Raw genomic sequence first — 24,876 nt, 5'->3', positions numbered from 1 at the left:
CTTACTCCCCCTCCCCGCGGCGAAGGCGCGCAAGCACGTCGGCCGAGCCGTTAGCGATTGACGATGCGAGAAACCGCTTGAACGAAACGTCGTCCGCCCCAAGGACGTCGCGCAGTTCTGGCGGAAGTTGACCTCTGAGCTCATCCGCGATCGCGCGAACTTCCTGTTCGAAGTCTGCCGATCCCTTGACCTCGTTGTCGATGAGCGTCGCCAACTCGTCCAGCGCACCCTTATCGGTGGCTCCGTTCACAGGCGGGACGCAGGAGGTCACCACCTTGTCTATCCAGACATTGCCGATCGAAGATCCCCGCATCTCGAGATCCGTGCGTAGAAGGTCGGCATCGCGACGAATTCGCCAGGCCAATTCGCTTGCCCCAGTTACCTCAACGCGGACGACCAGATGATCGGCCGCAACGGCATCGCGGAGCGCTCCCAAATGCGCAGTTGCACCGGCAACCAGGGCCGCCCAGTCGGAAGTATGCGAGACATCGACCGTCAGTCGTTCGAATTGCGCGACACTCGTTTGTCGCTCTTCGACGTGGATCGACCGATCGTCGCCAATAGTGACAAGCGAAACGGTCTTGGCTCCATCCTCATTGATGTCGCGCCCCTGCGGCATTCCCGGCATGACGATGACAGACGAAGAATTCTCGATGACCGACCGCTTGTGGATATGGCCAAGTGCCCAGTACCGAAAGCCGCTACCTTGAAGGTCTGATATGCTGCACGGCGCGTAAAGATCGTGCCTGGCTGCACCGCCAAGGCTCGTGTGCATGATGCCGATATTGACCGCATCGACTGCGGGAACGGCGTAACGCGGCAAAAGGCTTTCGGGCGCGTGAGGTTTTGCAAAGCTGATCCCATGCACGGCAACAGGGAAGTGGCCGGGATTGCGATCGATCTGGACAAACTCCGCATTGGCTCCGAAGACCTTGACGCTGTCGGGCATCACCAGTTCGGCTGTGATCTTTGAAAGGGCGTCGTGATTGCCGCGGACGATAAACGTATTGATGCCCGCCGCGTCGAGGCGATGTAGCTGTTCGGCGAGAAACCTTGCCGTCTTCATGGAGGTCTGTTCGCCATCGTAAAGGTCGCCGGCGAGAACCAGCGCGTTAACGTCCTCTTCGAGACAGAGGTCGATGATTCTCACGAAGGCGCGACGCGTCGCAAGCCCGATCAACTTGGAGAGTTCGCTGCTGCGCAGGGCAAGCGTCCTCAAGGGTGAGTCCAGGTGAATATCGGCGGTATGCAGGAATCGGTAAGCCAAGCCACAGCCTCAACGAAAACGCCGCATTGATAGGCTGCATCACGGGCGAAATCCACCCTTTATTCTTGATTTGTTCTCTTTTCCACAGCGAACACCCGTCGTCACCGCTTGGGGCGGCAGCTGCTCGACATCCTCTGTCTTCAACCTTCTTTCACCATTTGCTGGCATCAGGCTATTCAACGGATTGGTATTGCGTTCCGCGTCCTACAGTCCATTCGTTGAAGATGCTTTTGGTCCATGTCTGGTCAACCGCATTCATTCTGGCGGTTCTGGTCGCAAGGAGCCCCTTCGGAACCACGAAATTGACCGCGTAGTAACGGGTTCCATCCCGAGCCGGCACGACCGGCGTTACCAAGTCTTCCTGTAGATCCACAATTGCGCTGGCGGAATGTTTCGCATCATGAAGGCCAGATGACGGGCCTCGTATCCTGCGGGAAGCGCGACGACGGGAGACAGTAGCCCATAGGTGATCTGGACGACGGGCCGGCCTACAGGGACGCGCTCAAGGAGATCGATGACCAGAGTTCGTCGCCTTTCGGAAGGGAGATGGAGTAGCGGGATGGCCGAGATCACGCAATCGAACTTTGCATCCCTCTGCGCGCCGAGGGCGAGATCAAGGGCAAAAGCGTCGCCGCATCTGATGTCTACACCAGGAAATTCCTGGCGAAGATGCCGACAGAAGTCTGAAGAGTACTCGATCGAGATAAGGTCCTGTGGCCGGATACCTCGTGCCAGAATGCCTTTGGTGATAACGCCGGTACCGGGACCAAGCTCGAGAACTGGAAGACCAGACTCGGGCGTAACGACACTCGCCATCTTCCTGGCAGTGGCATTGGACGTGGGGGTGATCGCTCCAACGGCCGTTCGATCACGCTTCCACCCTTTCAAGAACGCGATTTCATCCTTGAACTTCAAACCCATCCGCTTTCGCACGCCCATTCTTCATCTCCCGGGACACTTGTTAAGCGCGACAGAAATAGTCCAGAAGCGACATTTACAAGTGCATTAACGCCTGATTTGGTTCGATCAAGATCTTCAGCTGTAAAAAATCGACAGCGGCACGACCGGACGGTTAGTGAAGCGAACGGCGCGGCAAGATGGCCCGGACGGAACTGACCAACCGCGCTGATGATTTCAGGATCTCCATTGCGACATCACTGTCCGCTCGGGCAATGTCGGGCGCCAAGTGAAGCATCGCCCTAGACGCTTCGAGTGTCGCTTTCGCAAGACCGGGGCGTTCCGCCTCAAGAACACGTGCGGCGACTGCCAGCGTCTCCGCAAAATGGCTGAGCGCGGTCGCGATCTGGTCTTGGCTTAGTTCCGGATTCAATTCATCGTGGCGATTTGTCATCGAGCGTAAACTTTGGCGGCGCCGCGGCAAATTCAAGCCCTGGGGTCTTGATGCCCACCACATGGTTTCCCTCCCCCGACGCGGAACTGTCAGCTTGAGTTGCGCAGGCGTGCGTCGAGTTCGGCAATCCAGGCCCGGTATCGCTCGCACAGCGGATTGTCCTCATTCAGCTGTGCGAGCTTCATGACTGCCAGCCGCCGTTGGTCCTGTAGAAGCTTCACGTTCATTTGCGATCCCCGGTTTTCAATCCCACAATCTCCAGCTCCGATCAGGTGTTTGTTTCCTGTTTGTTCCGAAAGGGATACTAGACCAAGATCTCTTTGTGAAGCGAGTGCGGTAGAAATCGCGGTGCGACCATTGTGACACAAAAGTGAAGTTGATTTATTTGTGGTCGATGTACTTGCCAGTGGAGTGCCGGCGCATATCTTGCTGACCTGCAAATCAACGCTCGAGGACGTGAAATTGGCTACTGGCACTGTAAAATGGTTCAACACCGAAAAAGGTTACGGCTTTATCGCACCTGATAATGGCACCCCGGACGTCTTCGTCCACATCTCCGCGGTCGAACGCTCTGGCCTTTCAAGCCTCAAGGATGGCCAGAAGGTGAGTTTCGAGCCGACGCAGGATCGTCGGACCGGCAAGACCGCTGCCGAGGATCTGCGCGCCCTTTGAACTGGCATACCTGCCGCCCTGAACAGGCGGCAGGCTCTAGGTTTGCTCCCTCATGCTTGCGCCCGAAGGTATCGCGGTTGTCCTTTCCGCGAGGTGACGAGACGCCACGAATTGGTTTAATGATCGCTGCGGTGCATTTTTCAGCACATAAACGTTTTCTTGTATTGTCGCGCTATGAATGCCCTTCTGCGCGTCGGGTTTCCGACAAGCAGATTGGCGCTCTCCGTTGTTTGGATCGTGGGAGAAAAACCATATGGTGTTGCAAGCGACCGGTCAAAACCTGGCGTCGAACTGGTTATAGCTTCTTGGCCAGTCAAAATTTCAAGCGGAAGAAAATTGGCACCTCACCCTAGCCGGCCCGAGAACGAGCTCGTTCTACGAGGACTAAGTCCGACCGTCTTGCGAGGCTGCGACGAACACTGGGCGTCCGATGCAAGCACCCAGTGATGGCGAAGCTTCGGATTGAAGTGATCACCGATCGATTATCGAGCGTCGGACGCTCCGGGTGGCGCGCTCAACGATCTCCGGTTGATGCCGGATATAGGAGTTGGCGTCGCGGACGCTAGGACGCGCGCAGCCCACTCATGCTGCTGTTTGCATGACGACATGTATCTGCTGTGGAAACCATGGCGCTCACAGAAACATTGCAGCGGAGATGCCAGGAGGCTTCGTCTAATAGCGTACAGACCGCTCCCACGGGATTTGAATGGGACGCAACGGCTGGTGATCTGTGGAAGTTCTGATATCGTCGCGCGTTTATGGGAGTGGGCGTCATGACGGTTTTGGTTCCTTACGCTTTTTATTGGGCGATCTCCGGCAAGCATTTCGCGGGGCAGACAACTGTTGTTCAGGTTTCCACGATCTTCGGCGACGACCCCGACTACTGGACATTGGCAATCGTCGGTTCCGACCAGCACCATATGATCGACGAATTCGACATTATCGCTCGAGTAGATCCCCCCGAATGTAACCCACTTCGCCAGGCGGCTGAATAACGCGCTCCGCGGTCAACCTTGGCCCGGTCGACGTTCGCGAAAGCGCGGCCTAAGTTGCCAAATCTGGATGTGCATGGAAACCGAAAGGTGGCGTTTAACGACGTCTTCGACTGAGCCCGCAACGCCGCTGCGACCTCAGAAAAATTGGGAGCAGTCCCCTGAGGACGAAATACGAGATCGTGCCGTCGGCCAGGTTTGCCATGTGCACATGGGGTGCGGGTTCAAATCGGAGACCCTTTCGCGACAGGATGCTGCCGCTAACCAACAATCCGAGCCCTCAGGCCAAAACGGTGGGAACTATCAAAGCTTTTGGAAGCATTGATGATCCCAGACCCTGTAGAGGTTAAATCAACAACCGGGCGTTTCATTCTGGAACCGGTAGAAGGCGGCCGACGTTTCTGGGTTTTACTGAGGCGGACGCCAAGCGCGACGGCGATAGGTCGCGGTTAAGGTCCGAACTCACAACGCAGTGCCGAGGAAAGACGCATGCAGTTTTACTTTGACCTGGTGTCCGAACAGGAGCGCGACGTCGACCACGAGGGAATGGACCTTCCATCGGTCGCCGCGGCGAAGACAGAGGCCGAGCAGTCGGCAAGGGAAATGGTCGCGGAGATCATTCTCCACGAGGACAGAGTGGATGGCATGAGGTTCGAAATTCGCAACGCGGGTGGGCGCATCGTCGAGACGGTCAGGTTTCGTGACGTGATCAGGCTCGACTGACGTCGAAGCGGTAAACCCTTCTCGCGTCTATGGTGGTTAATCGGGAAAGGCAATCCCATCAAAGGCGAGGAACGGGCCAAAACCGGTAGATAGTCGGTGTAGTATCGATCCAAAGGAAGCCCGCGCTCCGGGCTTCCTGATCTTGCATCCACCTTAGTCGCGGTGTTCGGGCATTGCTTTCAACTGATCCTTGGTCCAGGCCGTAACAGCATGGATGTCGCCATCCTCGTCTCGCATGAAGTCAAGGTCGGCAACCGGCACTGAGACCGGCTTCGCCCCAATTCCCAGGAAGCCACCGACATCAATGACGATAGCTGCGGCGGAGCCGACCCCATGCACGTGGTCGACGCTTCCGACCTTGTCGTCGTCCGCACCGTACACCGTCGCACCCTCGAGGTTCGACGGCGTCAGTTCGTCCGAGCGGAGCCTTATATGATTGCTATGATCCATCGTTGATCTCCTTTCATTCAACGATGAGTAAAAGACGATGCGAGGTGCATTGTTCCTGAGGTCGGCGCAGCGGCGTCCTTTTCACAATTCAGCCTTATTGATGGAACTGGAGATAGCCTGCAACGGTTAGGCCGTAGGCTACGGCGCTTCAGACAAAAACGTCCGGCGAAAAGGAGCATCGCCAATGAAAATCGAACGAATGATTTTGCCGCCGAGCGGCTTCGTGCCAAACAATCAGAACCTGCCGGTTGTTCTCTATATCGGAGCTCTCCCCGGCGGCGGATCGGATCAATTCGAGGCTCTTTTCGAAAAGAACGGATGGACCGGCATATGGACAAATGGCGTCTTCACCTATCAGCACTATCATTCGGGTGCCCATGAAGTGCTAGGGGTTTCGCGCGGAGCGGCCACTCTCATCATCGGGGGACCTGATGGACGGGCCATAGCAGTGAATGAGGGAGACGGTTTGCTGCTACCGGCTGGAACAGGTCATATGAACGTGCAATCGTCTTCGGATTTCGAAGTGGTTGGTGCTTATCCAAAAGGGCAACATGCCGATATAGAAACCTTATCGCCGTCGCACGCCATGCTGGCTTTGATTAACTCATTGCCTTTGCCGGCTACTGATCCAATTCAAGGCGCGTGGTAATAGTCGCCAACCAAAATATCGTCGCGAGGATGTCATGTCGATCAGGAAATCGCCCGTCGCTGCGCTTGTGGTCCTCGCGACCGTTCTCGCCTTGCTGGTCTTGGTAAACCCGTTCGGACGAAACCTCGCGCCGCAACCATCCGATGAAGCCGCGGTGAAGGTCAAAGCGGCTTTATGAGATTACAGTAGCGCGACCCAACAAAGGCGGCGGCAATGTCACTTGCAAAGGCAAGCGCGGTGGGCGACGCTTGTCCTTCCAGAACTAGAACCCCGCAATCGTCCGTCACCGTTATCGACGCTCCTCCCATCTTCTGTTCGTATGCAATTGCCGTCGCGACCATTGACGCCACTTCGGCAATTTGACCTTTCATGCAGATCGTATCCGCGGAATGAATGCCAAACATTGCTGTCTCCTATCGAAAGGGTCAACGCTTGAAGCGAGATTCTGTTCATCTGGCGTTCATCTTTCAATGGTGGCAGCAGTGTTGGGATCCAGGCGCGCAACCAATGCTCTTGGAATCTAAAAGGCGATGAGGGGCGGCGCTTCGGGGATTGCCACACCCAAACTCCGGCGGGTGATTGGCGTAGAGGCATTGGCGCATACTCGATAAGAGAATCTTGAATTCGACGACGGAACCAATCGCGACTTTTGAGCTTTCAATCCGCAATCAAGGGTTCGGAGGCGATCATGGATACAGGCTGTGCGGCTCAGGGGAAGTCGAGTACCTTTGACTCGGCAGCCTGGGGATGTCGTTTTTCGCTCCGCGCGTATCGACTTCAATACGAATGAGAAGGGCTCCCCGTGAAAAACTCCATCGCCATCGTCTCGTTGATTTCCTTGCTCTGGACGACCTCGGCCGAAGCTGGCGACCTGTCGGCCGAAACCGTCAATAGTGCCGATATCGGGTCGCTTGGCGGTGATCTGGATCAGGTGACACAGACCACACCCGATCCTGCCGTCGTCCATCTTCAGGTCCTCCTGGATCGTGCCGGCGTCTCGCCGGGTGTGATCGACGGGTTGGATGGTGACAATCTCCGCAAGGCGGTCGCTGGTTTTGAAGCAATGCAACGGCTTGCTCCTGATGGCAAGCCGGATGCCGACGTGATCGCCGGCCTTCAGGATGCCAAGCCGGTCATCGAGCACTACATCATCGCTCCTGATGACGGCGCTCACCTCGTGAGGGAAATTCCCAAGGATTATGCGGAGCAGGCTAAAATGGAGCATCTCGGCTACACAAGTATCGCCGAGAAATTGTCCGAACGGTTTCACATGGACTTGGACCTGCTTCAGGCGCTGAACCCCGGAGCGTCGTTCGCGGTGGGGGAAACCATTTCCGTGGCAGATATCGGATCCCCGGTCACCGGCAAGGTTGTCCGGATCGAAGCCCATCGGAAAAAGGGCCAGTTGGTCGCGTTAGGGCAAGACGGGACGATCCTCGCCGTTTATCCAGCCACGATCGGAAGCAGCGACAACCCGTCTCCCACCGGGAAGCACAAGGTGAACGGCGTCGCGCGAGAGCCCACCTACGAGTACAATCCGAAAATCAATTTCCAGCAGGGTAAGAACACCAGAAAGCTCCGGCTGCCGAGCGGGCCGAACAATCCAGTCGGATCTGTCTGGATTGATCTTTCCGAACCAACCTACGGCATCCATGGCACGCCTGAACCATCCCTCATCGACAAAGCCGGTTCGCATGGATGCGTGCGCCTCACGAACTGGGACGCCGAGGAACTCGCCGCCATGGTGAAGCCCGGCGTCATTGTCGTTTTTGACGACTGACAACCCAATCGGCAGCGTAGGTTGCTCGACTAAACCGCACCGGAAGCCGCAGCCTGGCTGAAGTCGGTTGCACCAAACGCGGCGCCGAAGCATCCCGTAATCACGTCCGACTAAATTGCGGTGGTGTGCGAGAGGCGATCCACCGGCCGCCCCGCCGGCGACATGCAAGGCGGGGATGTGCATACCCCGTTTTTGACTAAAAGGCTGAAGAGGTTATCCCGCGTCGGCTTTGTCGTTGGCGACATCCTCGACGCACTCGGCCTTCTCTGCGAGACTTTTGCTCATTTCCCTCAGTTGGCGTTCGTCAAGCTTCTCGATGCCTACGAACTTGTTTTGGGCCTGCGAGGTCAAGATCAATTCATCGAGTTTCGCCTGAAGTGCCCTCCCGTCGCGGTTCTGCGAGTTTTGGAGCACGAAAACCATCAGGAATGTTATGATGGTCGTGCTCGTATTGATCACGAGCTGCCATGTTTCCGAAAAGTCGAATAGGGGGCCGCTGACGGCCCAAACCAATACCAGGGCAACCGCCAATGCAAATGTTGCTGGGCGTCCTGACCACTCGGCGATCGTGGTCGCAAACTTGGAGAAAAAGTTGGATTTCGTGTTGTCGCTCATGTGTGTCTTCATTTCCCGGCGGAAGCCAACGCGCTCCTTCATTCAGACGTTCCCAAGCCACCGTGCTTGGTACTCTGGTGTACAAAACGAGCCACAAGCCTAGGTGAGTGCGACCAGTATTTCCTCTGTCGTGTTGAGTGTCGCCTGAACGGAAAACCTGTTGGCCAAGAGCTCGAGAGAGGCATCGTGGGTATCATCGTCGGCGCTGCAGACGGCGTCCTTGGCGACAATGACCCGGTAGCCGAGATCTATCGCGCCCAGGACCGCAGCCAGAACGCAGACATCCGTCTCCCCACCGGTGACCACTAATGTGTCGACAGCTTCGTTCTGCAGATTCCGATGAAGGCGACCGTCGACCCAGGGCGAATAGGTCATCTTGTCGAATATCCTTCCGGGGGAACGAAAACCGCCAGCTCGGGGACCACTCCGAAAAGCTCATGCGGCATGCGTTCCCGCGTCATGTCGCGCCATTTTTCATAATAGGGCTTCCACATGCCCGGCATCACTTCCGGCGAGAAAGGCGTCACGAAGCGGGTAAATATGGTGCGGGCCGGAAACCGGCCGGCCAGTTCCACAATCTCTGGCGAGATCCGCGCCATCCAAGGAACGTGCCATGGCGTCGGTTCGGCAAACACCCTTTGCATGTCCACGCAAAGATGTATCCAATTCCCTGGGTTTCCGAGACTTGCTTCCAGTTCCAATGAGCGCATGTCTGCCTAGACTGGTACCGTGAGATCCAGCATAGCCAAACAACCGCTCGCAGCCGAAGTTCCCGACCGAATGAGACTGTTGCCGCGCGTAGTTCCCGCGCCTCGGCGGCTCTAACCGAGTTCGCGGGCCGCGACGTTCAAAAGCATCTCGCTCAAGTCGGCCTGGGTGAATGGCTTCGAGAGGCGCGGAAGGTCACCTCCATGATCCGATGGAAGCTCAGCGTACCCGGTCGCGAGAACCAGTGAAACTTCAGGAAAGCGGTGCGAAACTTCTCGGGCAAGTTCTGCTCCCGTCATTCGCGGCATGGCATGGTCGGTGATGACGATGTCCGGCAATGGACCCTGCTCCAGTATCTGTAGCGCCTCCGCACCCGACCCCGCCTGCATGGTCGAGTGCCCGAGATCCTCGAGCATCAAAACGGTATTCATCAAGACCAGGCTGTCGTCGTCGACAACGAGAACGGCCAAAGAAGGATGATCGGCGGGGGGCGGCGTCGACGGGGCGACGTCGGCAGCTGTCGGGATTGCTGGTTCCATCGTATCGGCGACGGGCAGCCAAAGTTCCGCCGTGGTTCCAGCGCCAGGTGAGGAGATCAGTGCGAGCTTGCCGCCTGCCTGTTCCATCAATCCCTGAACCATAGAAAGCCCAAGACCGGTACCCTTGCCAACGCCCTTGGTGGTGAAAAACGGATCCGTTGCCTTGCTGAGCGTCGCTTGGTCCATCCCCTCCCCGCTATCTTCGACCGAGAGACAGACGTAATGAGCTTGGTCCGTTAGACTGCCAGGCAGCGCGGCCTGGCGCGCCGCAATGGTGATGGTGCCGCCGGCCGGCATCGCGTCGCGGGCGTTGACAACAAGGTTGAGTACAGCTGTTTCCAGCTGATTGATGTCGGCACGAACAAGCGGAAGAACAAGCGGAAACCGGGTTGCGATCTCAAGCGACGGTCCAATTGCTCGTTGAAGCAATTCGGCCATTCCCCGTACCAGGTCCGATACCTCGACACTTTCGAGCTTGAGAGCCTGCTTACGTGAAAACGCCAGCAGTCTTTGTGTCAGGACCGCACCGCGCTTTGCTCCTTGTATGGCGTTATCGATGAGCTCGACGACGGCGTGGTCCTCGCCTGCGCGCTTCCGCGCAATCTCGAGACTTCCCAGAACCGCCATCAGCAAATTGTTAAAATCATGCGCCATGCCTCCCGTCAGCTGGCCGACGGCTTCCATCTTCTGGATCTGGAAGAGCTCCTGCTGGGCGCGGTCCAGCGCCTCCTGTGCATTCCTTTTCTCGGTGATGTCCCGCGTTATCTTTGCAAATCCAAGCAGCCCACCGTCATCGGCATGGATCGCATCGATGATGACATTGGCGAAGAACCGAGTTCCGTCCTTGCGCAGCCGCCAACCCTCCCGCTCAAACCGTCCTTCCCTGGCGGCGGTTTCAAGCGCCAAGGCTGGCAGTCCGTCGGCGCGATCTTCCGCGGTATAGAACTCTGAAAAATGCCGGCCGATGATCTCATCGGGCTCGTAGCCCTTGATGCGTCGAGCGCCAGCGTTCCAAGTCGTCACGTGTCCTTTCGGATCCAGCATGAAGATTGCGTAGTCCGTGACCCCCTGCACGAGGAGCCGCAGCTGCTCCTCGCTTTTTTGCAGATTATCTTCGGCGTTCTTTCGCTCGGAGAGGTCACGTGTGATCTTGGCGTAGCCGATGAGCGCTCCGGTGCTGTCGCGGATGGGATCGATGACTACATGCGCCCAGAATTGCCGTCCATCCTTGCGAACCCGCCATCCTTCGGCCTCGAAGCGGCCTTGCGCGGCCGCGGTTGCTAAGGCCCGTTCCGGCAAGCCAGAGGCCCTGTCCTTAGGGGTATAGAAGCGGGAGAAATGTTTGCCGAGGATTTCCGATTCCGGGTAGCCCTTGAAGCGGTTGGCGCCCGGGTTCCAGCTACTGACGTAGCCGTCAACGTCGAGCATGTAGACCGCGTAATCGGTAATGTTATCGATCAGGAGCCGGTACCGGTCTTCGATCGAGATTCTCGTGGTTTCGGTCATCGGGGCGGCAATTCGCTCGTTCTGTTTTTTGCGGAAAAGATAGGTTCCGCCCGCGAGGAGGCAAGGCCCTCCGACAAACGTCGTTATGCCACGTACCCACGGGAAGGCGAGAGCGGGCCCGGCGTTAGGTCGGGCACGAAAGGAGTTCCTATGACCCAGGTAGAGGCCGCATCACCCGCCGATCTAGAACCACGCAAGGGTAGTCCAAGCCCGCGCCTCGACGAGACCGAATTCAAGAGACGCATTCTCAACCAGTTCTCCGACCCTGCCTACGGGGAACTCGACGGAGAGCTTGCGAAGGTTGCCGCAGCTGCCTGGGACGCGTACGAAAACTCCCGAAAGAGCCCAAGGACAAGGGTCGCCGGCCCGGAGTTCGCAGATCCGGGCTATGAGCTCTCTGTTGATTGGCTCACTGCGCGCGACGCAATCGACCAGGCGAGACAGCGGTATGAGAAATCCGATGACCCGCATCGCATTCTGCTCGTCAACGGCTCGTCGCGAAGCGAGCATACCTGTCCGGGCGAACTGTCGAAGAGCTATCGCATGGTCGAGCTTGCGCGGTCGCTGCTCGATCAGCAACCCGGCGTGGAGACAAAGGTCCTCGACCTCAGTCGCGTAGCTTCCGAGTACGGCCGCCATATACATCCCTGCAAAGCATGCTTCTCGACATCGGCCGCTTTGTGTCACTGGCCGTGCTCGTGCTACCCGAACTACTCGCTCGGCCAGGTCCACGACTGGATGAACGATATCTATCCCCTATGGGTCGAGGCTCATGGCATCATGATCATCACTCCGGTGAACTGGTACCAGACGTCGTCGCCGCTCAAGCTGATGATGGACAGGCTCGTCTGCGCCGATGGCGGCAATCCCGATCCGACGTCCACACATGGCAAGCACGCCGTAGAAGCAAAGATGCTCGAGATGAATGGGTGGGATTATCCGCGCCATCTTGCGGGGCGCCTGTTCTCAGTCATCGTTCACGGAGATACCGAGGGCGCGGAAAACGTTCGACGTAGCCTTTCGGACTGGCTGAAATCGATGGAGCTTATCCCCGCCGGCACAGCGGCCGAACTGGACAGATATATCGGCTATTGGGAGCCTTACGCCACGAACCATGTTTCCTATGAAAACGACCTGGCGTTCCAAGGAGAAGTGCGAAACGCCGCCCGAACATTGCTCGAAGCAGTTTCGGCGGCGCGATCGGGAACGCAGATTTCAGCAGGCCGACAGCTCGAACAACCTCGGAAGAAATGACTGAGCGTAGGCGCTAGCCGGTGTGTTTGTCAGAAAACGCTCGGGCACCAGCGGTACTTGGCGCTTCCGGCTGCCCTGCTAGCGCTTTAGATGCGGCTTCCTTCGTCCCTCGCCGTTCTTCGCACTCTTTCACCAAGACGCTCGATACAAATCATACCTTGTCGGATTTGGACTCAACCCCTGTGAGGATCGTTTCCACGTGAAAAGCGCCCCCGGCTTGGGAGGGAAACCGGAGGGCGCCTGCTGACAAGACACGACAAACGCAGGCACTGCCATGTCCCGCCGCTTAACCTTGCTGCCACCGAGGTTCCCAGAGGCCTTCAAAAAGCTCTGGAGATCGCGACTTTTTAAACGGGAGGCCCGAAATCTCCCGCCGACTACCGTGACCGGCCCTCGTTCATGTCGGACGGATCGTAATTTATATCCCAATCCTTCGCAGGCTTCTTTCCGGGGGGCGTTTTATGGACGGTAGCATCTTCAGATCCCGTGACCACCGTCGGTTTCGCACTGCTCACACCGGAGGACTTTCGGTCAGCGACGGATTTCGCAAACTGGCCCGTTGCATCCTTTTCGACATTCGTCATTTCACTCGCCTTTCTGCTTAAGGCCGTCGGAAACGTCCTTGACGCGAGGATCCCGATTGGTCTCGTCATTGCCATCATGCACTTCGTCGGGATTGTCCTTTGCAGGAAGGTAGCCGCGGGGGCTTATTTTCTTGCGGCCCTTCCCATCGTGGGGACTGATCGGTGGTACCCGGGGCACCGTTGCTTGATTGGTTCATAGCCATATCGGAGTCTCCTTTCTCGGGCATGTAACCCCAAGATACGTCGCGAGTTCCCGCTATGGCGATCGAAAATAAGGAGATGCGACCAAGCTATCTATCAAGGGTATTGTGGTCGCGCAGGCGACACTCGCGTTCTTTCCCGAAAAGCCGCGTTAGACAACCGGGAACCTCTTCGGCTTTGTTAAAGATGGATCCAGCTAGCGCTTGGCTGATATCGATCGTCTATCCGAGCAGTTTCATTGGCTGACTGTGGACCGATTGCCTCGCCCACCTGCGGCGCACGACCGTTGTTATTCCTACGTCGCGTTGCGAAAGGCCTTAAACCGACCAAACTTTGCTACCCATGCCTTTCGTTGCAGCGCGTCTCGACGGGCTTGTTGCTTTTTTTCGCATCCGTTTTTCGAATGTTCTTATATCTCGGTTGGTATATTAGCGAGTCCTGCTATGCGTGGTTCGTTTTCCAGATAATGCTACAATCGATGCGAGCGTGTTAGGCAGGGAGAATATCGTTCGCAAAGATCGCCTCAGATATTCAATCCGGGCTTTGTAGCTTACGCGCCTGCAGGCGCGCCGCCCTAAGCCGGGTTGTCTTTTCCTCTCGCCTTCGTTTTTCCTCTTCCACCGCCTTGCGAACGAACTTCTCGGTCGCCTCGCGCGCTTCCGATCGTTGCGCTGCCGTCGAGCGGGAGCCTGGTCCCCGTTGAATGGGTTCTGTCATTGTTCGTCTCACATTCGGATGCACGGGCAACATAGCCCACCAGAAAGGGCCGGCCGCCCCAAGTTTTTGGAATGGTCTTGCAGCGCAAGAAACGCCTCGACGCTGGAAGAGTTCAAGTCGGTACGCTAGCGGACAGGACCAGTTGGATGACCATGGGTACGACGCCGTACGCATAAAACAGCGATCGAAAACTCGTGCTATCGGCGGTCGCGAAACGACAGCGACGAGAGCGACGGCAATGGACGAGGTTCAAATGAAGGAGCGGCGGTCTTGCCGGTCGAGGGATGCATCATGAGCATCGACTTTGTCGAATGGAAAGGGAGGGCCTGGCTTGCCCCTGTCTGGCGCGAAAACGAGCGGACGCGGAGTCCGACCCGCCTCATCGCACCGCGATTTGCTCCGGGCATGCCTCCCCTTGCCGGGTCGAACATTCTTCAGATCTTTCTCGAGATGCCGTTGACGAAAACGCTTTTGATCGATGGATTGGTTCCAGAACATCTACGTGACCTCATCGAGGTGATTGAGTCTCCTGATGTCGTCTTGCCGATGGGCACTGAACCCTGGTTGTAAGACCAGATGAGCGCCCACGATCGATCGTAATTCCAAACGACCCTGATAAACGGGCCGAACATAGTCGTCCCAGTCCTGGAACGTGTCATGCGCTCCCGCGTTCGCTCTCACTCCACATGGAGCACGTCGGTGAACAGCTACATCGTCACTCTTTTTGTTTTCGGCTTCGTCGTCCTCATGACGACGTGGCTGCCGCTCGTTGTCAGGCACATGCCGCTGTCGCTGCCGATTTGCTGCATTCTCATCGGTTTTGGTCTCGCGTGGTCCCCCGTTGACCTGATCCCACAGACCAACCCTCTCGAAAACGTTACCCTTGCGGAGACCTGACGGAACTCGTGGTCATTGTCGCACTGATGGGAGCAGGGCTGAAAATCGACCGCCCGATCAGTTGGCAGCGTTGGCAAATCACCTGGCGTCTGCTTGGAATAGCCATGCCGATCTCGATCACGGCTATCACGTTGCTTGGGTGGACGGTTCTCGGGCTTGGCATATCGTCGGCGCTTCTCCTGGGTGCAGCTCTTGCCCCGACGGACCCGATCCTCGCCGGCGACGTCCAGGTCGGCCCCCCCAGACAGGCGAGGAGGACGACATCCGCTTCGCCCTGACGTCGGAAGCGGGACTGAACGACGGCCTCAGTTTTCCTTTCGTCATGGCTGCGATTGCAATTGCTACCAGCGGCGCATCGGGCGAGCCCTGGATATGGCAATGGTTGGTGATAGACGTTGTGTGGAAGCTCGCGGCAGGTATTGCGATGGGCTGGCTCGTTGGACGCATTCTTGGATTTTTCACGTTCAAGGTGCCGGCTGGAGGCCAGATTGCGAGGACAGGTGATGGATTGGCGGCGCTTGGTTTCACATTCATCTCCTATAGCCTGACCGAGATCGTTCACGGCTATGGCTTCGTCGCCGTCTTCGTCACGGCGCTGACGCTACGTTCCGTCGAGCGGCACAATGACTTCCACGGCGAGCTTCACGATTTTGGCGAGAAGATCGAGCGGCTGCTGATGATGGTCTTGCTGGTGTGTTTCGGAGCCGTTCTCGCGGAAAAAACCCTCTTCCAGCTCGTCGACGCGAAAGTCATCCTGGTCGCAGTTTTGGTTATTGCGGTCGTCAGGCCGCTGGCCGGCTGGGTCAGTCTGCTCGGTTGCCCGCAGCCACGGGTTGAAAAGGTGATCGTATCGGTCTTCGGCATTCGTGGACTGGGCTCGATCTATTACCTTGCCTATGCATCGGGACGGGCATCGTTCAAAGGGATCGAAACCGTCTGGGCAACCATCTTTCTGATCATTCTGATATCGATCATTGTACACGGCGTTGCGCTTACGCCGGTTATGCGCTGGATCGATCGTCGCCGTGGCGTCGATCCAATGAAGCCGATGCACGCGCCGGTCGGCAAGGAACACTGATCGCTCAGGTCTGGCGCCAGTCCCACCTTCAATACGGTGAATGTCCTTCACATCGTACGCTGGCAGACCCCACGGTAAAGGCCAGGAACGGTTTGTCACGGCGTCCATTGTTTCGTTGCGTCAACGATGGAGCGTGCCTGTTGGAACCTGAACTCGTTACACTGCTTCCCACACTTCGTGCCTTTGCCTTGCGGCTGACAAGAACCTCCTGCGATGCAGACGACCTAGTGCAAGAAATGCTTGTCAAGGCACTCGCGAACAAGGAGCGCTTTGCGCCGGGCACCAACCTCAAATCATGGACATTCACGATCATGCGAAACACGTTCCTGACCAGTTCTCGCATGTCAAAGCGCAGTCCGCTAGGTGCTGCTGAGGACGCCGCCTTGTTGGAACTAGCGGTATTGGCGTCGCAGGATCTCTCGCTCCATTGCCGCGACGTTGAAAAAGCAATCGCCCAACTCTTACCGCTTTACCGGGAAACGCTTCTTCATGTCGCATCGGGCATGTCCTGTGAAGAAACTGCGCACCGCGAACGCTGTGAAGTCGGCACCGTAAAAAGCCGGGTCGGACGGGCACGCGCGCATCTTCTTTCTTCGCTCGGGGCCCGAACCTATGGCGAGGCCGTGACAATCTAGTTTCGGCGGTCGGCTGGAAACACTTCGCAGAGGGTACAATATCCTGCTGTTGACGCTAACCCACCCTGGTTTTTCCGATCCGTGAAATCGGAGTTTTCACCCGGCGCCGACGCAGAGTAAATAGGTTGAGGCGCTGCGCAAGAACCAAACGGTAGTACTGACCTACCGTCTGAGCCCATTGCGAGATTCCAGGCAGGGTCGCGGATCTTCCTGCGCTTGCAGGCCGAGCTTCAGTTACTCCGGTTTGAAACACTGTCGAGCGCCGACAGGATCGCGGACAACTGAACAGGTGCCTTAGAACGGAAAACGACAGCTCCGTCACGATCGACCAAAACGGCCTCGAAGTCCTCCGGCGATGGGCCGTTCAAGTCAGCCCGCAGATCGTCGACGCTGATATCGACCGGGGTTTCGAGGCTTGAGAAGACGCCTCCCCCGGCAACTCGCAGCAACGCTATATCATTCGACGCCAAGACCTCCTGCTGGTCCGTGAGATAACCTTCCTGGATCTCCGGTCTGTCGTCAGAAGCCCCTTCGAATAGAACGAGTACGCGGCATTTGCCGCGAAAAGCCTGGAGGCATTCGGCACGCTCCGAACTATTGGGCACAGCGCCAATGATCTCCTTCAGAAGCGATTTCAGCATGATCATCTCCTATGTCGATGGACGACGTCGTTTTAACCAACCGGTTCAACAAGGTTCCGCATCTCAGGGCAAATGGGCCCGCCGGTGCGGCAAATGACCTGGAACGTGTTCACAGGGGGGCCGGGCTGCGCCTTCCGGCGGTTTGACGGGACTTCGCCTCAACGAAAGGAGGCGGCGTCCCCGTGCGCGTTGCTCTTATCTAGTGAGATCCGAAGGCCGCCCACACAATAATGCAAAGATAGAGGAAGAAAAATGCGAGGGCGACACCGGCAATCAAGATGATGACAAACTTTGCCGCCTTCCTCTTGGTTTTCCTCTCCCCGGGGGAGCGTGCCGTTGCTTCAACAGGATCATCAGCAATCTTTGCCATGTCGGTCCACAACCAATCTTCGTTGGTTTAAAAACCGCGCTGTCGGACAAAAGTTCCCCTGGGCTAAGCAGGGTGTTCCATTGTCACGGTTCTCTGCGAGCCAAACGAGACGATCGATCGTGTCTGAATGGTGTGGTATCGCAAACACGGATCCACTCGCGGCATCAACAGCACTGGGCAACTATCCGATCGCTTGAGCCAAGGCTCTAGAACGAGCATTTGTCGAGACCACGGGAAGGGACATCAATCGCCGATGTTCCGCCTCGGGTGTTCCGTAGGCCTCGCCGGCGAACTCTATCAACCGAGGACGATCTCTAATCTCCAGATTGCTTCTGGATGACCGGATCAGATGCTCGCCTTCAAGGATGTGGATTGCCTCCGTCACGGAGGAACGCCTTGCACCGAGCATGATCGACAGGTACTCGTGGGTCAGCCCGAAGGCGCTCGTGCCAGCACGATCATCTACCATCAGCAGCCACCTGGCCAATCGCGTACGAATGTCGAACTTTCCGTTGGCAAGCGCCGTATGACTGACCTGGATGCCGAGTGAGCGGGCAAAGCGGCCGGCCAGAACGTCTAGTGCCTGATATTTCCTCAACATGAGCCTGAAATCGTGAGCCGCCATAGCCAACGTCGCGCCCTCAATCTGATTGATAAGCTCGTGCGGTGTGCGCTCGTCGCCAAGTGCGATCCCGGTGCCGGTCATGCCTTCCCTTCCAATGAGGCCCGTCTCGATCCTCGACCCGGCGGAGCCGACGGCGACGAGCGAGGCGATGCAATCAAGCGGAAAATACACCCGGCTGATGGACTGGCCGGCAACCTCGAGGACTGCGCCCCTTGGCACCTGAACGTGACGAAGGACCGGGAGGAGCTCTGAGAGAATATGCTCTGGAAGGAGGGCCAGGATCTGGTTGCCTGACGCCTCCTCGATTGACACCGGCCTTGGCTTGGATGACCTCGAAAGTCCGAGCGCCAGACCTTCGTCGTCTAAAGGCTTGCGCAGCACGATCTTGTCGGCGTGGCGCGCCGGTACGATTTCCGGGGCATAAGCCGTCGCGAATACGAATGGTAGTCCTTGTCGCTCAAGCTCGTCCGCGACCGGAAACACCATTTCGCCACCGAGGTTGATATCGAGGATCGCACCGTCAAGGTCAGGCGTGGAAGCGATCATCTCCAACGCTTGCGCTACCGTAGGCGACATGCCCACGACGACGACCTCCATCTCGGCTAGCCGCGAGGATAGCTCGGTAACGGTGAAGTAATCGTCTTCGACCAGAAGAATGCGTTTCCCGGCAAGGGCCTCTCGCGCAATCATGCGGCACCTCAGCTCTGTCCGTGCTCTTATCCGGGATAGATGGGGCAACACCTTCGCACGACAAGATATAACCGAGTGCCTCTGACTGGCTATCTATTCAAGACGGAGCGGAAGAGGCTGAGACCCGATCTAAGGTAAGGTTTGCGCGTCTTCGACTGTGAGCAACAAGCATTGCGATCGTCTCCCAATCTGCCGGCTTGCTGCAGACGAGGGCGTCCCGGAAAAATCCAGGCAGCACGCAGTCATCATATCCGCTTACAAAGGCGAAGGGGATCTGTTTCATCCTGAGCAGCCCTGCCGCAGGATATGACATCTCGCCATTGAGGTTGAAATCCAGCAGCGCGCAATCGATTGCAGGGCCGTGTTCGATCATCTGCACAGCGTCTGCGACGGTTGTGGCTGGGCCAAGGACCTCCATGCCAAGTAGCGAAAGTCTCTCGACCGCCTCCATCGCGATGAGAAGGTCGTCCTCGACGACGAGAAAGCGATAACCTTCGATTTTCGACTTCCCTCGACGAAAGCGCTGCCGTTCGGCCGTGGGGTGAGGTTCGAATACACCATCGGACAGTGCGAGCGAGACCATGCAAACTCCTGCTGAGACGGCGTGAGAACCAAATCTGTCAGGATGGCGCGCGGGAATCAATGCGAAGCACCGCCCGTGAGTCGTTCTGTACGAAAACGACGAAACCCGAAGACTGAACGTTTGGACCAGTCATCGGATGTCAGGCTCGGCTCACTTGTCGCTGGCGGCCTAAAATTTGATGGAAAACTCGCGATGAACGATGTTGGAGCTATCGGAGGCTTCACGATGGCGATACCGGAACCGTTCGACGACAAGTAGCGATCAACGAAACTCGCACCAAAGGGTCCGCGGAGCGACAGGGTTTGGAACATCGCCTCCTCGGTCGGTGATCGCCGCCCATCTCGCCATGGATCGTTGCAAGCGTCGAACTGGCGAAAGGGGCCATTGGTTTTCTTTGGCTGCGGCGAGAGCTGCAATCTTTCGTCTGTGCACAAGCGCTCGATGATATCACCAGGTCGGCGTGACGCGCATGTCGAGCAATCGCCGAACGGGGTGGTGGATGGAAATTGCAAGGTCCACGACCTGAAGAACCTGTTCATTGCGAGAGGTTTGATCCTTCCGACATCCGGCCAGGCCAACCCCACATTGCCGGCTGTCGCTTTCGCGTTGCGCCTTGCCGACCACTTGACGGCACCTTGTTGTTGAGATCGCTGTGACGAATTAAATCGCGGTTGAGCGGAACAAGGACCCCGCGCCAGGGTTCGCATCTCGTAACATCCCAAACGAGGAGACACCTGATGAAGATGAACGTTCTGGCTGCAGCCATCCTGTCATTTGGAATGGCGTCCACAGCCTTCGCGCAATCCAATCCAGTTCCGAACAACATGGCTGGCGACAGGTCCACCAAGGATGCAGGCGGCGGCGCCTCCGGCGATGTCCAGATGCAGACCGGTACATCGGCGCCGGTGATTGACCCAAATTCCACCAATAGTACCGCCGGCGGCAACACGAATGCCACAGGAACGGTCGACCGCTCGCGCTGCCCGGTCGACCCGGCGCCCGGCGCCGTGGGTACTGAAGGCGGTAGCGGCGGCGCCTCGGTCAGCGACGCGTGCCCGGACAATCACTGACTTTCTCCCAGGCGGAGGCTCATCGGGCCTCCGTCCATTTCCAACGGACCAGTTACGCTGTCGTCCCCAGTTGCTGCCCGTGGACCGTATCGCAAGGAGGAAATCATCAATGGCTCTGAAGGCAATCGCATTGAACGCAACACTGAATCGCACCGATGCATCTGCGTCCTCCACCGAGCGGATGCTAGGCTTGGTTCTCGAGGCTCTGGAACAATATGGCGTGAGTCACGAGATTGTCAGGCTTGCCGATTTCAACATCATGCCTGGAGTAACGTCGGATGAAGGAGAGGGAGACGATTGGCCCGCCATTCGCAAGAAGCTTCTTGCGGCCGACATCCTAGTCCTTGGTACCCCCATCTGGCTTGGCCAGCCATCGAGCGTCGCAAAACGTGCGCTCGAAAGAATGGACGCGTTCCTCGAGGAGATCGACGACAAGGGCCGGATGGTTTCGTATGGCAAGGTAGGGGTGGTCTGTGTCGTAGGAAACGAGGATGGCGCTCATCACGTTTCGGCAGAAATCTACCAGGCGCTGAACGATGTTGGCTTTACAATCCCGGCAAGCGCCGTCGCCTATTGGGTTGGCGAGGCGATGGGTAGTACCAATTTTCGCGATCTCAAGACCGTGCCCGAAGCAGTGGCACAAAACGTTGTGCTTGCGATCAATGCGGTACACCTTGCGAGCCTACTGCGGAAGAGTGCCTATCCTGGCGTTACGTCGAACGCTTGATCTTGAGAGCCGAGGCAATCAACAAGCACGCTCGGCGCGAGAGTGTCGGTCTTCTGAATGTTGGGGATGTCTGAGGATTTCCGGCCGGTCGATGTTCGTACGGCGTTAATTGACCCTTTCCCACGCACACGGAGTTGAGGGCCTATGCGGCCCCCGCCGGATCGCCAATCGGGATAAGCGCCGGATTTCGCGGCGGATCGTTGGGATTTTTCGTGTCCGACGGATCTTGAACTGGGGTGGGCGGCGGATCCTCGCGCGTACGGTCCGGAATGCCGGGAGCAGGTATTGGTCCACGCGGTGTTTCGGCAGGATTGGGGACGGTCGGGACGGTCGTTGGCATTGCAAATCTCCTATGGCTTAGAAACGACGATGCCGTCCTGAAGTTCCCTTGGCAGCCATGACGATCAGCCCTGCGCGCAAGCAGAGACTTTCGCCAGGCAATGGCGCGGAGGTATCTAGGTCGTAGGATGCCGAGCCCATGAATCGTATCGCAAGTTTCACAGCTCGACGGACGCGCGCTCATGCGCGTGGCTCTGCCTTTGCCTTATCGTCAAGACGTCGCGGCGCGACGCGGGTTCCAGGGACCGGGTCCGCTTAAAAGGCACTCCGGGAACCTTTTAGGACGGTATCGATTAGACAAAGACGTTTTGTGGAGGAAGACATGCAAGGCGACCGCCCCTTCGAGCGGCGTCGCGCTCTACGCGGCGTTGCCTACTCACTCGCGGAATTCCAAGAGAAATATCGCCTTTCGCGCAGTACCGCGGAAGATCTCTTCTTTCGCTTCGGACCATCGGCAATTGAATTGGACATCTTGATGTCGGCGAAGAAGCACACTCCGACCATCCATTCGATTACACGCGATCTTTCGATCCGATGAACAACAACGAGGGAGGGCGCTTCTTCTTTAATGTTATGCTTGGCGACGACTGTGTGGTTGATCAAAGAGGTCTTGTGTTTCCCGACACCCACGCTGCAATTACCGCGGCTCTCTTCGGCTCAAACGCGATCCTCAAGGCGCTCGGTTGCCGCAGGACCGGGCGAGCGCCGCGCAGTTTCGAAATCACCGACGAAGATGGAAAAATAGTCGCGAAAGTTCCCCTTAGGTAGCAGGCTGGATATCGGCGAGGCCGGTACCGTTCCACCTTATTCGAGCTGGAGGTCGAACGGAGCTATCTCCAGGCGGTCCCTCCTGCGCTTCGCTTCAAGCTGGCTGACCGGGATGGTTCCGACGCGGCAAGATATCGGTTCCTCGCCGGTGCTCAGCATGGGGAAGCGAGGTCCAGGCCGCGCTGTGTCGCAGCCCTCGATAGGGTGAGCGTATTGGGGGGAGCCGTCAGTAAAGCTTGCAAAGGCACGGTCCGCAACTCAGGCCGGCTCTGGACGGAAGCCAAGTCGTAGCAGCGTCCGACCTGCAACCGGTGTCTTCGTTCGACCTTACGCGACGGCCGGCCGAAAGATTGATCGGTCATGGGAACATCCAGCACAGTTTTATGTTTGAAAACGCGGTTTGACAGTTAGAGCTCAACAATCAACGAGGACACAAATGGCCACGCCGAAGACACTTGAGGATCTCTTTCTCGATACTCTGAAGGACATTTATTACGCCGAAAAGCAAATCTTGAAGACGCTGCCGAAGATGGCGAGAGCCGCCCAGTCCGAAGAGGGACAGGCTGCCTTTCTGCAGCATCGCGATGAAACGCAGGGACAGATCGAGCGCCTAGAGCAGGTCTTCGAGATAGTTGGCAAGGCGGCGCGCGGAAAGACGTGTGAAGCCATCCAGGGGATCCTCGCCGAGGGCGAGGAGATCATCGAGGAATTCAAAGGATCGCCGGCCCTCGACGCGGGCCTGATCTCGTCTGCACAGGCGGTCGAGCACTATGAAATTGCACGCTACGGCACGTTGATCGCCTGGGCGAAACAGCTCGGAATGAAGCAAGCCGTACCGCTCCTCGAGCAGAACCTCGCCGAGGAGGATGCAACCGACAAAAAGCTGACGGTGCTGGCGGTCTCCGCTGCCAACGCAAAGGCTGCCTGACGCGATGTCGGCGGCCATCGGGCGGCCGACCATCGTTCACATAATAAGAAGGAGGATTTAAAAATGCCATATGTCGCTTCTCCAAGCTACTGCGAGACCGAGGAGGCCCGCGCCAGCAACCTCCTCGACTGCCTTGAGCCCGCCCGACGGTTTCTTGACGAGACCTCGCGGGCGTCTAATACGGAAAAGAAGGAAAAGCTGATCCTTGCAGCCACCGAAGCGGGTTGGAATGAGGACGAGGTTCGCAAAACGCTCGAACGGGAAGGCACCCCGATTTCACAGCAGCCGACTGGCGTGCAGGCCATGGCGACAATAGGGTTGATACCACGTTCGGCCAATACGCCCTAGCTGCCACTGGCTGGCCGAGCCATACACGATCGGCGAGGCCGTGTTTATGTTGTGCCTGCTTTGAAAAAATCCGAAGCGCCACAGCGAGTGCCTGGGGATTTTCCTCGGCCACGTGGTGTCCGCTCTCTATCGAATGGCCTTGAACGTCGGTGGCCCAATCACGCCAGATTTCGAGAGGATTACCGAAATGCTCCTCAAGGTCGTCGTAACGCGACCAGAGACAAAGGAGCGGACAGGCAAGGCGGCGTCCTCCGTGGCGGTCTTGCACATCGTGCTTCCAGTCAACGCTAAGCCCGGCTCTGTAGTCTTCGACCATGCCGTGAACAACGGCGGGATCGTTGATTGCATCCATGACGTCGTTGAAGGCGGCCGTTCCCATGCGGTCCGGCCGGATACTGTCATACCATTTGGATGCGTCTTGGTTGATGGCGGCCTCTGGCCGATCGTTCTGGGCGAAAAAGAACCAGTGGTACCAGGATCTGGCAAAGCGCCAGTCCATGCGCTCGAGATGTTCGACAATCGGAATGCTGTCGATGACTGCAAGCCTTGCGACAGAACCGGGTGAATCCATGGCAAGACGAAAGGCCACATAGCTCCCACGGTCGTGACCGGCAACGAAGAAACGCTGGTGACCGAGCCGCTTCATAAGCTCGATGCAGTCGACCGCCTTTTGTCGTTTCGACGATCCCTTGCTGTCGGGTTCATCCTTCGGTTGGAACGATTTGCCGAAGCCCCTAAGATCGGGACAGACGATGGTGAAATCATCAGCAAGCCGATCTGCGACGGCGCCCCAGGTCATGTGCGTGCGGGGGTGCCCATGCAGCAAGAGAAGTGGTGGACCCGAGCCGCCATGGCGCACCCTCAAGGCGCCCGGGCCGACATCAATCATCTCCAACTTGAAATCAGAAAACATAAACCACCTGAGAAATTGGAAGGCTGGGCGCTGGCTTGATGGTTGCACTCTAAGAGCTCGAGAGGCCGTTTTCACACGAGGGTTCCCCAGACACCGTTGCACCCCAGCCCTCCCCCAATTCGACGAAGGCAGGCTCCGTGTCGGCATAGAGATGTTGCCTCGCCAATCGACAGACAGCGTCAGCCGCCGATTCCCCACCCGGGAAGATCGTGTCCTTGCCGCCGGGCAGCAATTTTGCGGGATAGTCTCTAATTTG

31 protein-coding genes and 3 pseudogenes are annotated in these 24,876 nt (G+C 57.5%); 17 read left to right on the top strand and 17 right to left on the bottom strand.

What is annotated here, in order from left to right:
• Position 1: 1 nt before the first annotated feature.
• From ASE04_RS29640 to ASE04_RS30925, 4 genes are all read right to left on the bottom strand, one after another.
• The gene (locus tag ASE04_RS29640) at positions 2-1,267 is read right to left on the bottom strand and encodes a metallophosphoesterase family protein (RefSeq protein WP_056826382.1); all 1,266 of its coding nucleotides are present in this window, start codon (positions 1,265-1,267) and stop codon (positions 2-4) included.
• Positions 1,268-1,615: 348 nt separating this feature from the next.
• Positions 1,616-2,206, bottom strand: a complete 591-nt coding sequence (pmtA, locus tag ASE04_RS29635; protein WP_056826379.1) for a phospholipid N-methyltransferase PmtA — start codon at positions 2,204-2,206, stop codon at positions 1,616-1,618.
• A gap of 133 nt (positions 2,207-2,339) precedes the next feature.
• On the bottom strand, positions 2,340-2,681 hold the full coding sequence (locus ASE04_RS31385) for a hypothetical protein (protein WP_210172105.1): 342 nt from the start codon (positions 2,679-2,681) through the stop codon (positions 2,340-2,342).
• Between the two features lie 26 nt (positions 2,682-2,707).
• Positions 2,708-2,845 (bottom strand): hypothetical protein, encoded by a 138-nt coding sequence (locus ASE04_RS30925; RefSeq protein ID WP_156408925.1) that lies wholly within the window; start codon positions 2,843-2,845, stop codon positions 2,708-2,710.
• Positions 2,846-3,080: 235 nt separating this feature from the next.
• Between ASE04_RS30925 and ASE04_RS29625 the strand changes: the two genes are divergently transcribed.
• The 3 genes from ASE04_RS29625 (at position 3,081) to ASE04_RS29615 (ending at position 5,005) form a co-directional block, all read left to right on the top strand.
• Positions 3,081-3,290 carry a cold-shock protein gene (locus ASE04_RS29625; RefSeq protein WP_056826472.1) on the top strand — a complete coding sequence of 70 codons (210 nt, stop codon included), beginning with the start codon at positions 3,081-3,083 and terminating at the stop codon, positions 3,288-3,290.
• A gap of 773 nt (positions 3,291-4,063) precedes the next feature.
• Entirely contained in the window at positions 4,064-4,285 is a 222-nt protein-coding gene (locus ASE04_RS29620) for a hypothetical protein (protein WP_056826470.1), read from the top strand.
• A 486-nt stretch (positions 4,286-4,771) separates the two neighbouring features.
• Positions 4,772-5,005 carry a DUF6894 family protein gene (locus tag ASE04_RS29615; protein WP_056826376.1) on the top strand — a complete coding sequence of 78 codons (234 nt, stop codon included), beginning with the start codon at positions 4,772-4,774 and terminating at the stop codon, positions 5,003-5,005.
• Positions 5,006-5,158: 153 nt separating this feature from the next.
• Here ASE04_RS29615 and ASE04_RS29610 read toward each other — a convergent pair whose 3' ends face one another.
• Entirely contained in the window at positions 5,159-5,455 is a 297-nt protein-coding gene (locus ASE04_RS29610; protein ID WP_056826373.1) for a PRC-barrel domain-containing protein, read from the bottom strand.
• A 184-nt stretch (positions 5,456-5,639) separates the two neighbouring features.
• Between ASE04_RS29610 and ASE04_RS29605 the strand changes: the two genes are divergently transcribed.
• A complete protein-coding gene (locus ASE04_RS29605) occupies positions 5,640-6,104 on the top strand; it encodes a cupin (RefSeq protein ID WP_056826371.1) in 465 nt (154 codons plus the stop codon).
• Positions 6,105-6,265: 161 nt separating this feature from the next.
• Here the strand turns inward: ASE04_RS29605 and ASE04_RS29600 are convergent, their stop codons facing one another.
• Entirely contained in the window at positions 6,266-6,508 is a 243-nt protein-coding gene (locus ASE04_RS29600; RefSeq protein ID WP_056826369.1) for a hypothetical protein, read from the bottom strand.
• 398 nt (positions 6,509-6,906) lie between these two features.
• On the opposite strand from ASE04_RS29600, the gene ASE04_RS29595 reads away from it, so the two are divergent.
• A complete protein-coding gene (locus tag ASE04_RS29595) occupies positions 6,907-7,884 on the top strand; it encodes a L,D-transpeptidase family protein (protein WP_056826367.1) in 978 nt (325 codons plus the stop codon).
• A 213-nt stretch (positions 7,885-8,097) separates the two neighbouring features.
• On the opposite strand, the gene ASE04_RS29590 is transcribed toward ASE04_RS29595, so the two are convergent.
• The 3 genes and pseudogenes from ASE04_RS29590 to ASE04_RS29580 all read right to left on the bottom strand — a co-directional run bounded on the left by ASE04_RS29590 (position 8,098) and on the right by ASE04_RS29580 (position 11,252).
• Positions 8,098-8,499 (bottom strand): low affinity iron permease family protein, encoded by a 402-nt coding sequence (locus ASE04_RS29590; protein ID WP_056826469.1) that lies wholly within the window; start codon positions 8,497-8,499, stop codon positions 8,098-8,100.
• Positions 8,500-8,598: 99 nt separating this feature from the next.
• A pseudogene (locus tag ASE04_RS29585) lies at positions 8,599-9,209 on the bottom strand (cysteine hydrolase family protein).
• Positions 9,210-9,320: 111 nt separating this feature from the next.
• On the bottom strand, positions 9,321-11,252 hold the full coding sequence (locus tag ASE04_RS29580) for a hybrid sensor histidine kinase/response regulator (protein ID WP_056826365.1): 1,932 nt from the start codon (positions 11,250-11,252) through the stop codon (positions 9,321-9,323).
• A 150-nt stretch (positions 11,253-11,402) separates the two neighbouring features.
• Here ASE04_RS29580 and ASE04_RS29575 point away from each other — a divergent pair, with 150 nt between their 5' ends.
• On the top strand, positions 11,403-12,506 hold the full coding sequence (locus ASE04_RS29575) for a flavodoxin family protein (protein ID WP_056826363.1): 1,104 nt from the start codon (positions 11,403-11,405) through the stop codon (positions 12,504-12,506).
• Between the two features lie 377 nt (positions 12,507-12,883).
• On the opposite strand, the gene ASE04_RS31880 is transcribed toward ASE04_RS29575, so the two are convergent.
• Together ASE04_RS31880 and ASE04_RS31875 are read right to left on the bottom strand one after the other, a co-directional pair.
• Complete coding sequence (locus ASE04_RS31880) at positions 12,884-13,090, bottom strand: hypothetical protein (protein WP_082597566.1); 207 nt, start codon at positions 13,088-13,090, stop codon at positions 12,884-12,886.
• Position 13,091: 1 nt separating this feature from the next.
• Positions 13,092-13,293 (bottom strand): annotated as a pseudogene (locus ASE04_RS31875) (hypothetical protein).
• Positions 13,294-14,299: 1,006 nt separating this feature from the next.
• Here ASE04_RS31875 and ASE04_RS29565 point away from each other — a divergent pair.
• The 5 genes from ASE04_RS29565 (at position 14,300) to ASE04_RS29555 (ending at position 16,618) form a co-directional block, all read left to right on the top strand.
• Positions 14,300-14,578: a hypothetical protein gene (locus ASE04_RS29565; protein WP_056826359.1), complete on the top strand. Its 279-nt coding sequence runs from the start codon at positions 14,300-14,302 to the stop codon at positions 14,576-14,578.
• A gap of 87 nt (positions 14,579-14,665) precedes the next feature.
• The gene (locus ASE04_RS32135; RefSeq protein WP_338012510.1) at positions 14,666-14,905 is read left to right on the top strand and encodes a hypothetical protein; all 240 of its coding nucleotides are present in this window, start codon (positions 14,666-14,668) and stop codon (positions 14,903-14,905) included.
• An 8-nt stretch (positions 14,906-14,913) separates the two neighbouring features.
• The gene (locus ASE04_RS32130; protein ID WP_338012509.1) at positions 14,914-15,183 is read left to right on the top strand and encodes a hypothetical protein; all 270 of its coding nucleotides are present in this window, start codon (positions 14,914-14,916) and stop codon (positions 15,181-15,183) included.
• Positions 15,184-15,227: 44 nt separating this feature from the next.
• Positions 15,228-15,983: a cation:proton antiporter domain-containing protein gene (locus ASE04_RS32125; protein WP_338012508.1), complete on the top strand. Its 756-nt coding sequence runs from the start codon at positions 15,228-15,230 to the stop codon at positions 15,981-15,983.
• A gap of 140 nt (positions 15,984-16,123) precedes the next feature.
• Positions 16,124-16,618 (top strand): sigma-70 family RNA polymerase sigma factor, encoded by a 495-nt coding sequence (locus ASE04_RS29555; protein WP_056826357.1) that lies wholly within the window; start codon positions 16,124-16,126, stop codon positions 16,616-16,618.
• Positions 16,619-16,848: 230 nt separating this feature from the next.
• Here ASE04_RS29555 and ASE04_RS29550 read toward each other — a convergent pair whose 3' ends face one another.
• The 4 genes from ASE04_RS29550 to ASE04_RS29535 form a co-directional block, all read right to left on the bottom strand.
• Positions 16,849-17,259 (bottom strand): DUF4174 domain-containing protein, encoded by a 411-nt coding sequence (locus ASE04_RS29550; RefSeq protein ID WP_056826355.1) that lies wholly within the window; start codon positions 17,257-17,259, stop codon positions 16,849-16,851.
• 199 nt (positions 17,260-17,458) lie between these two features.
• On the bottom strand, positions 17,459-17,629 hold the full coding sequence (locus ASE04_RS29545; protein ID WP_156408924.1) for a hypothetical protein: 171 nt from the start codon (positions 17,627-17,629) through the stop codon (positions 17,459-17,461).
• Between the two features lie 181 nt (positions 17,630-17,810).
• Positions 17,811-18,944 carry a helix-turn-helix domain-containing protein gene (locus ASE04_RS29540; protein ID WP_056826352.1) on the bottom strand — a complete coding sequence of 378 codons (1,134 nt, stop codon included), beginning with the start codon at positions 18,942-18,944 and terminating at the stop codon, positions 17,811-17,813.
• 97 nt (positions 18,945-19,041) lie between these two features.
• Complete coding sequence (locus tag ASE04_RS29535) at positions 19,042-19,527, bottom strand: response regulator (protein WP_056826350.1); 486 nt, start codon at positions 19,525-19,527, stop codon at positions 19,042-19,044.
• A gap of 441 nt (positions 19,528-19,968) precedes the next feature.
• On the opposite strand from ASE04_RS29535, the gene ASE04_RS30520 reads away from it, so the two are divergent.
• From ASE04_RS30520 to ASE04_RS29525, 3 genes are all read left to right on the top strand, one after another.
• Positions 19,969-20,172 (top strand): GMC oxidoreductase, encoded by a 204-nt coding sequence (locus ASE04_RS30520; RefSeq protein ID WP_082597580.1) that lies wholly within the window; start codon positions 19,969-19,971, stop codon positions 20,170-20,172.
• Between the two features lie 92 nt (positions 20,173-20,264).
• Positions 20,265-20,597 (top strand): hypothetical protein, encoded by a 333-nt coding sequence (locus ASE04_RS29530; protein WP_056826348.1) that lies wholly within the window; start codon positions 20,265-20,267, stop codon positions 20,595-20,597.
• A gap of 109 nt (positions 20,598-20,706) precedes the next feature.
• On the top strand, positions 20,707-21,324 hold the full coding sequence (locus ASE04_RS29525; protein ID WP_056826346.1) for a flavodoxin family protein: 618 nt from the start codon (positions 20,707-20,709) through the stop codon (positions 21,322-21,324).
• Between the two features lie 142 nt (positions 21,325-21,466).
• Here ASE04_RS29525 and ASE04_RS30515 read toward each other — a convergent pair whose 3' ends face one another.
• Entirely contained in the window at positions 21,467-21,664 is a 198-nt protein-coding gene (locus ASE04_RS30515; protein ID WP_082597562.1) for a hypothetical protein, read from the bottom strand.
• A gap of 321 nt (positions 21,665-21,985) precedes the next feature.
• Between ASE04_RS30515 and ASE04_RS29520 the strand changes: the two genes are divergently transcribed.
• From ASE04_RS29520 to ASE04_RS29510, 3 genes are all read left to right on the top strand, one after another.
• Positions 21,986-22,201 carry a hypothetical protein gene (locus ASE04_RS29520; RefSeq protein ID WP_056826344.1) on the top strand — a complete coding sequence of 72 codons (216 nt, stop codon included), beginning with the start codon at positions 21,986-21,988 and terminating at the stop codon, positions 22,199-22,201.
• Positions 22,198-22,431, top strand: coding sequence for a DUF6894 family protein (locus tag ASE04_RS32340; protein WP_056826341.1), 234 nt, complete (start codon positions 22,198-22,200; stop codon positions 22,429-22,431). Before ASE04_RS29520 ends, ASE04_RS32340 begins: the two co-directional genes overlap by 4 nt.
• 436 nt (positions 22,432-22,867) lie before the next feature.
• Complete coding sequence (locus tag ASE04_RS29510) at positions 22,868-23,359, top strand: YciE/YciF ferroxidase family protein (protein ID WP_056826339.1); 492 nt, start codon at positions 22,868-22,870, stop codon at positions 23,357-23,359.
• A 412-nt stretch (positions 23,360-23,771) separates the two neighbouring features.
• On the opposite strand, the pseudogene ASE04_RS30510 reads toward ASE04_RS29510, so the two are convergent.
• Positions 23,772-24,620: pseudogene (locus ASE04_RS30510) on the bottom strand (alpha/beta fold hydrolase); the annotation flags it as partial.
• Positions 24,621-24,876 lie beyond the last annotated feature (256 nt).

This window comes from Rhizobium sp. Root708, assembly GCF_001429725.1.
In the GTDB taxonomy this organism is placed as follows: Bacteria; Pseudomonadota; Alphaproteobacteria; order Rhizobiales; family Rhizobiaceae; genus Rhizobium.
The sequence above is the reverse complement of the archived record's forward strand: the minus strand, read 5'-3'. Positions and strand labels throughout refer to the sequence as shown.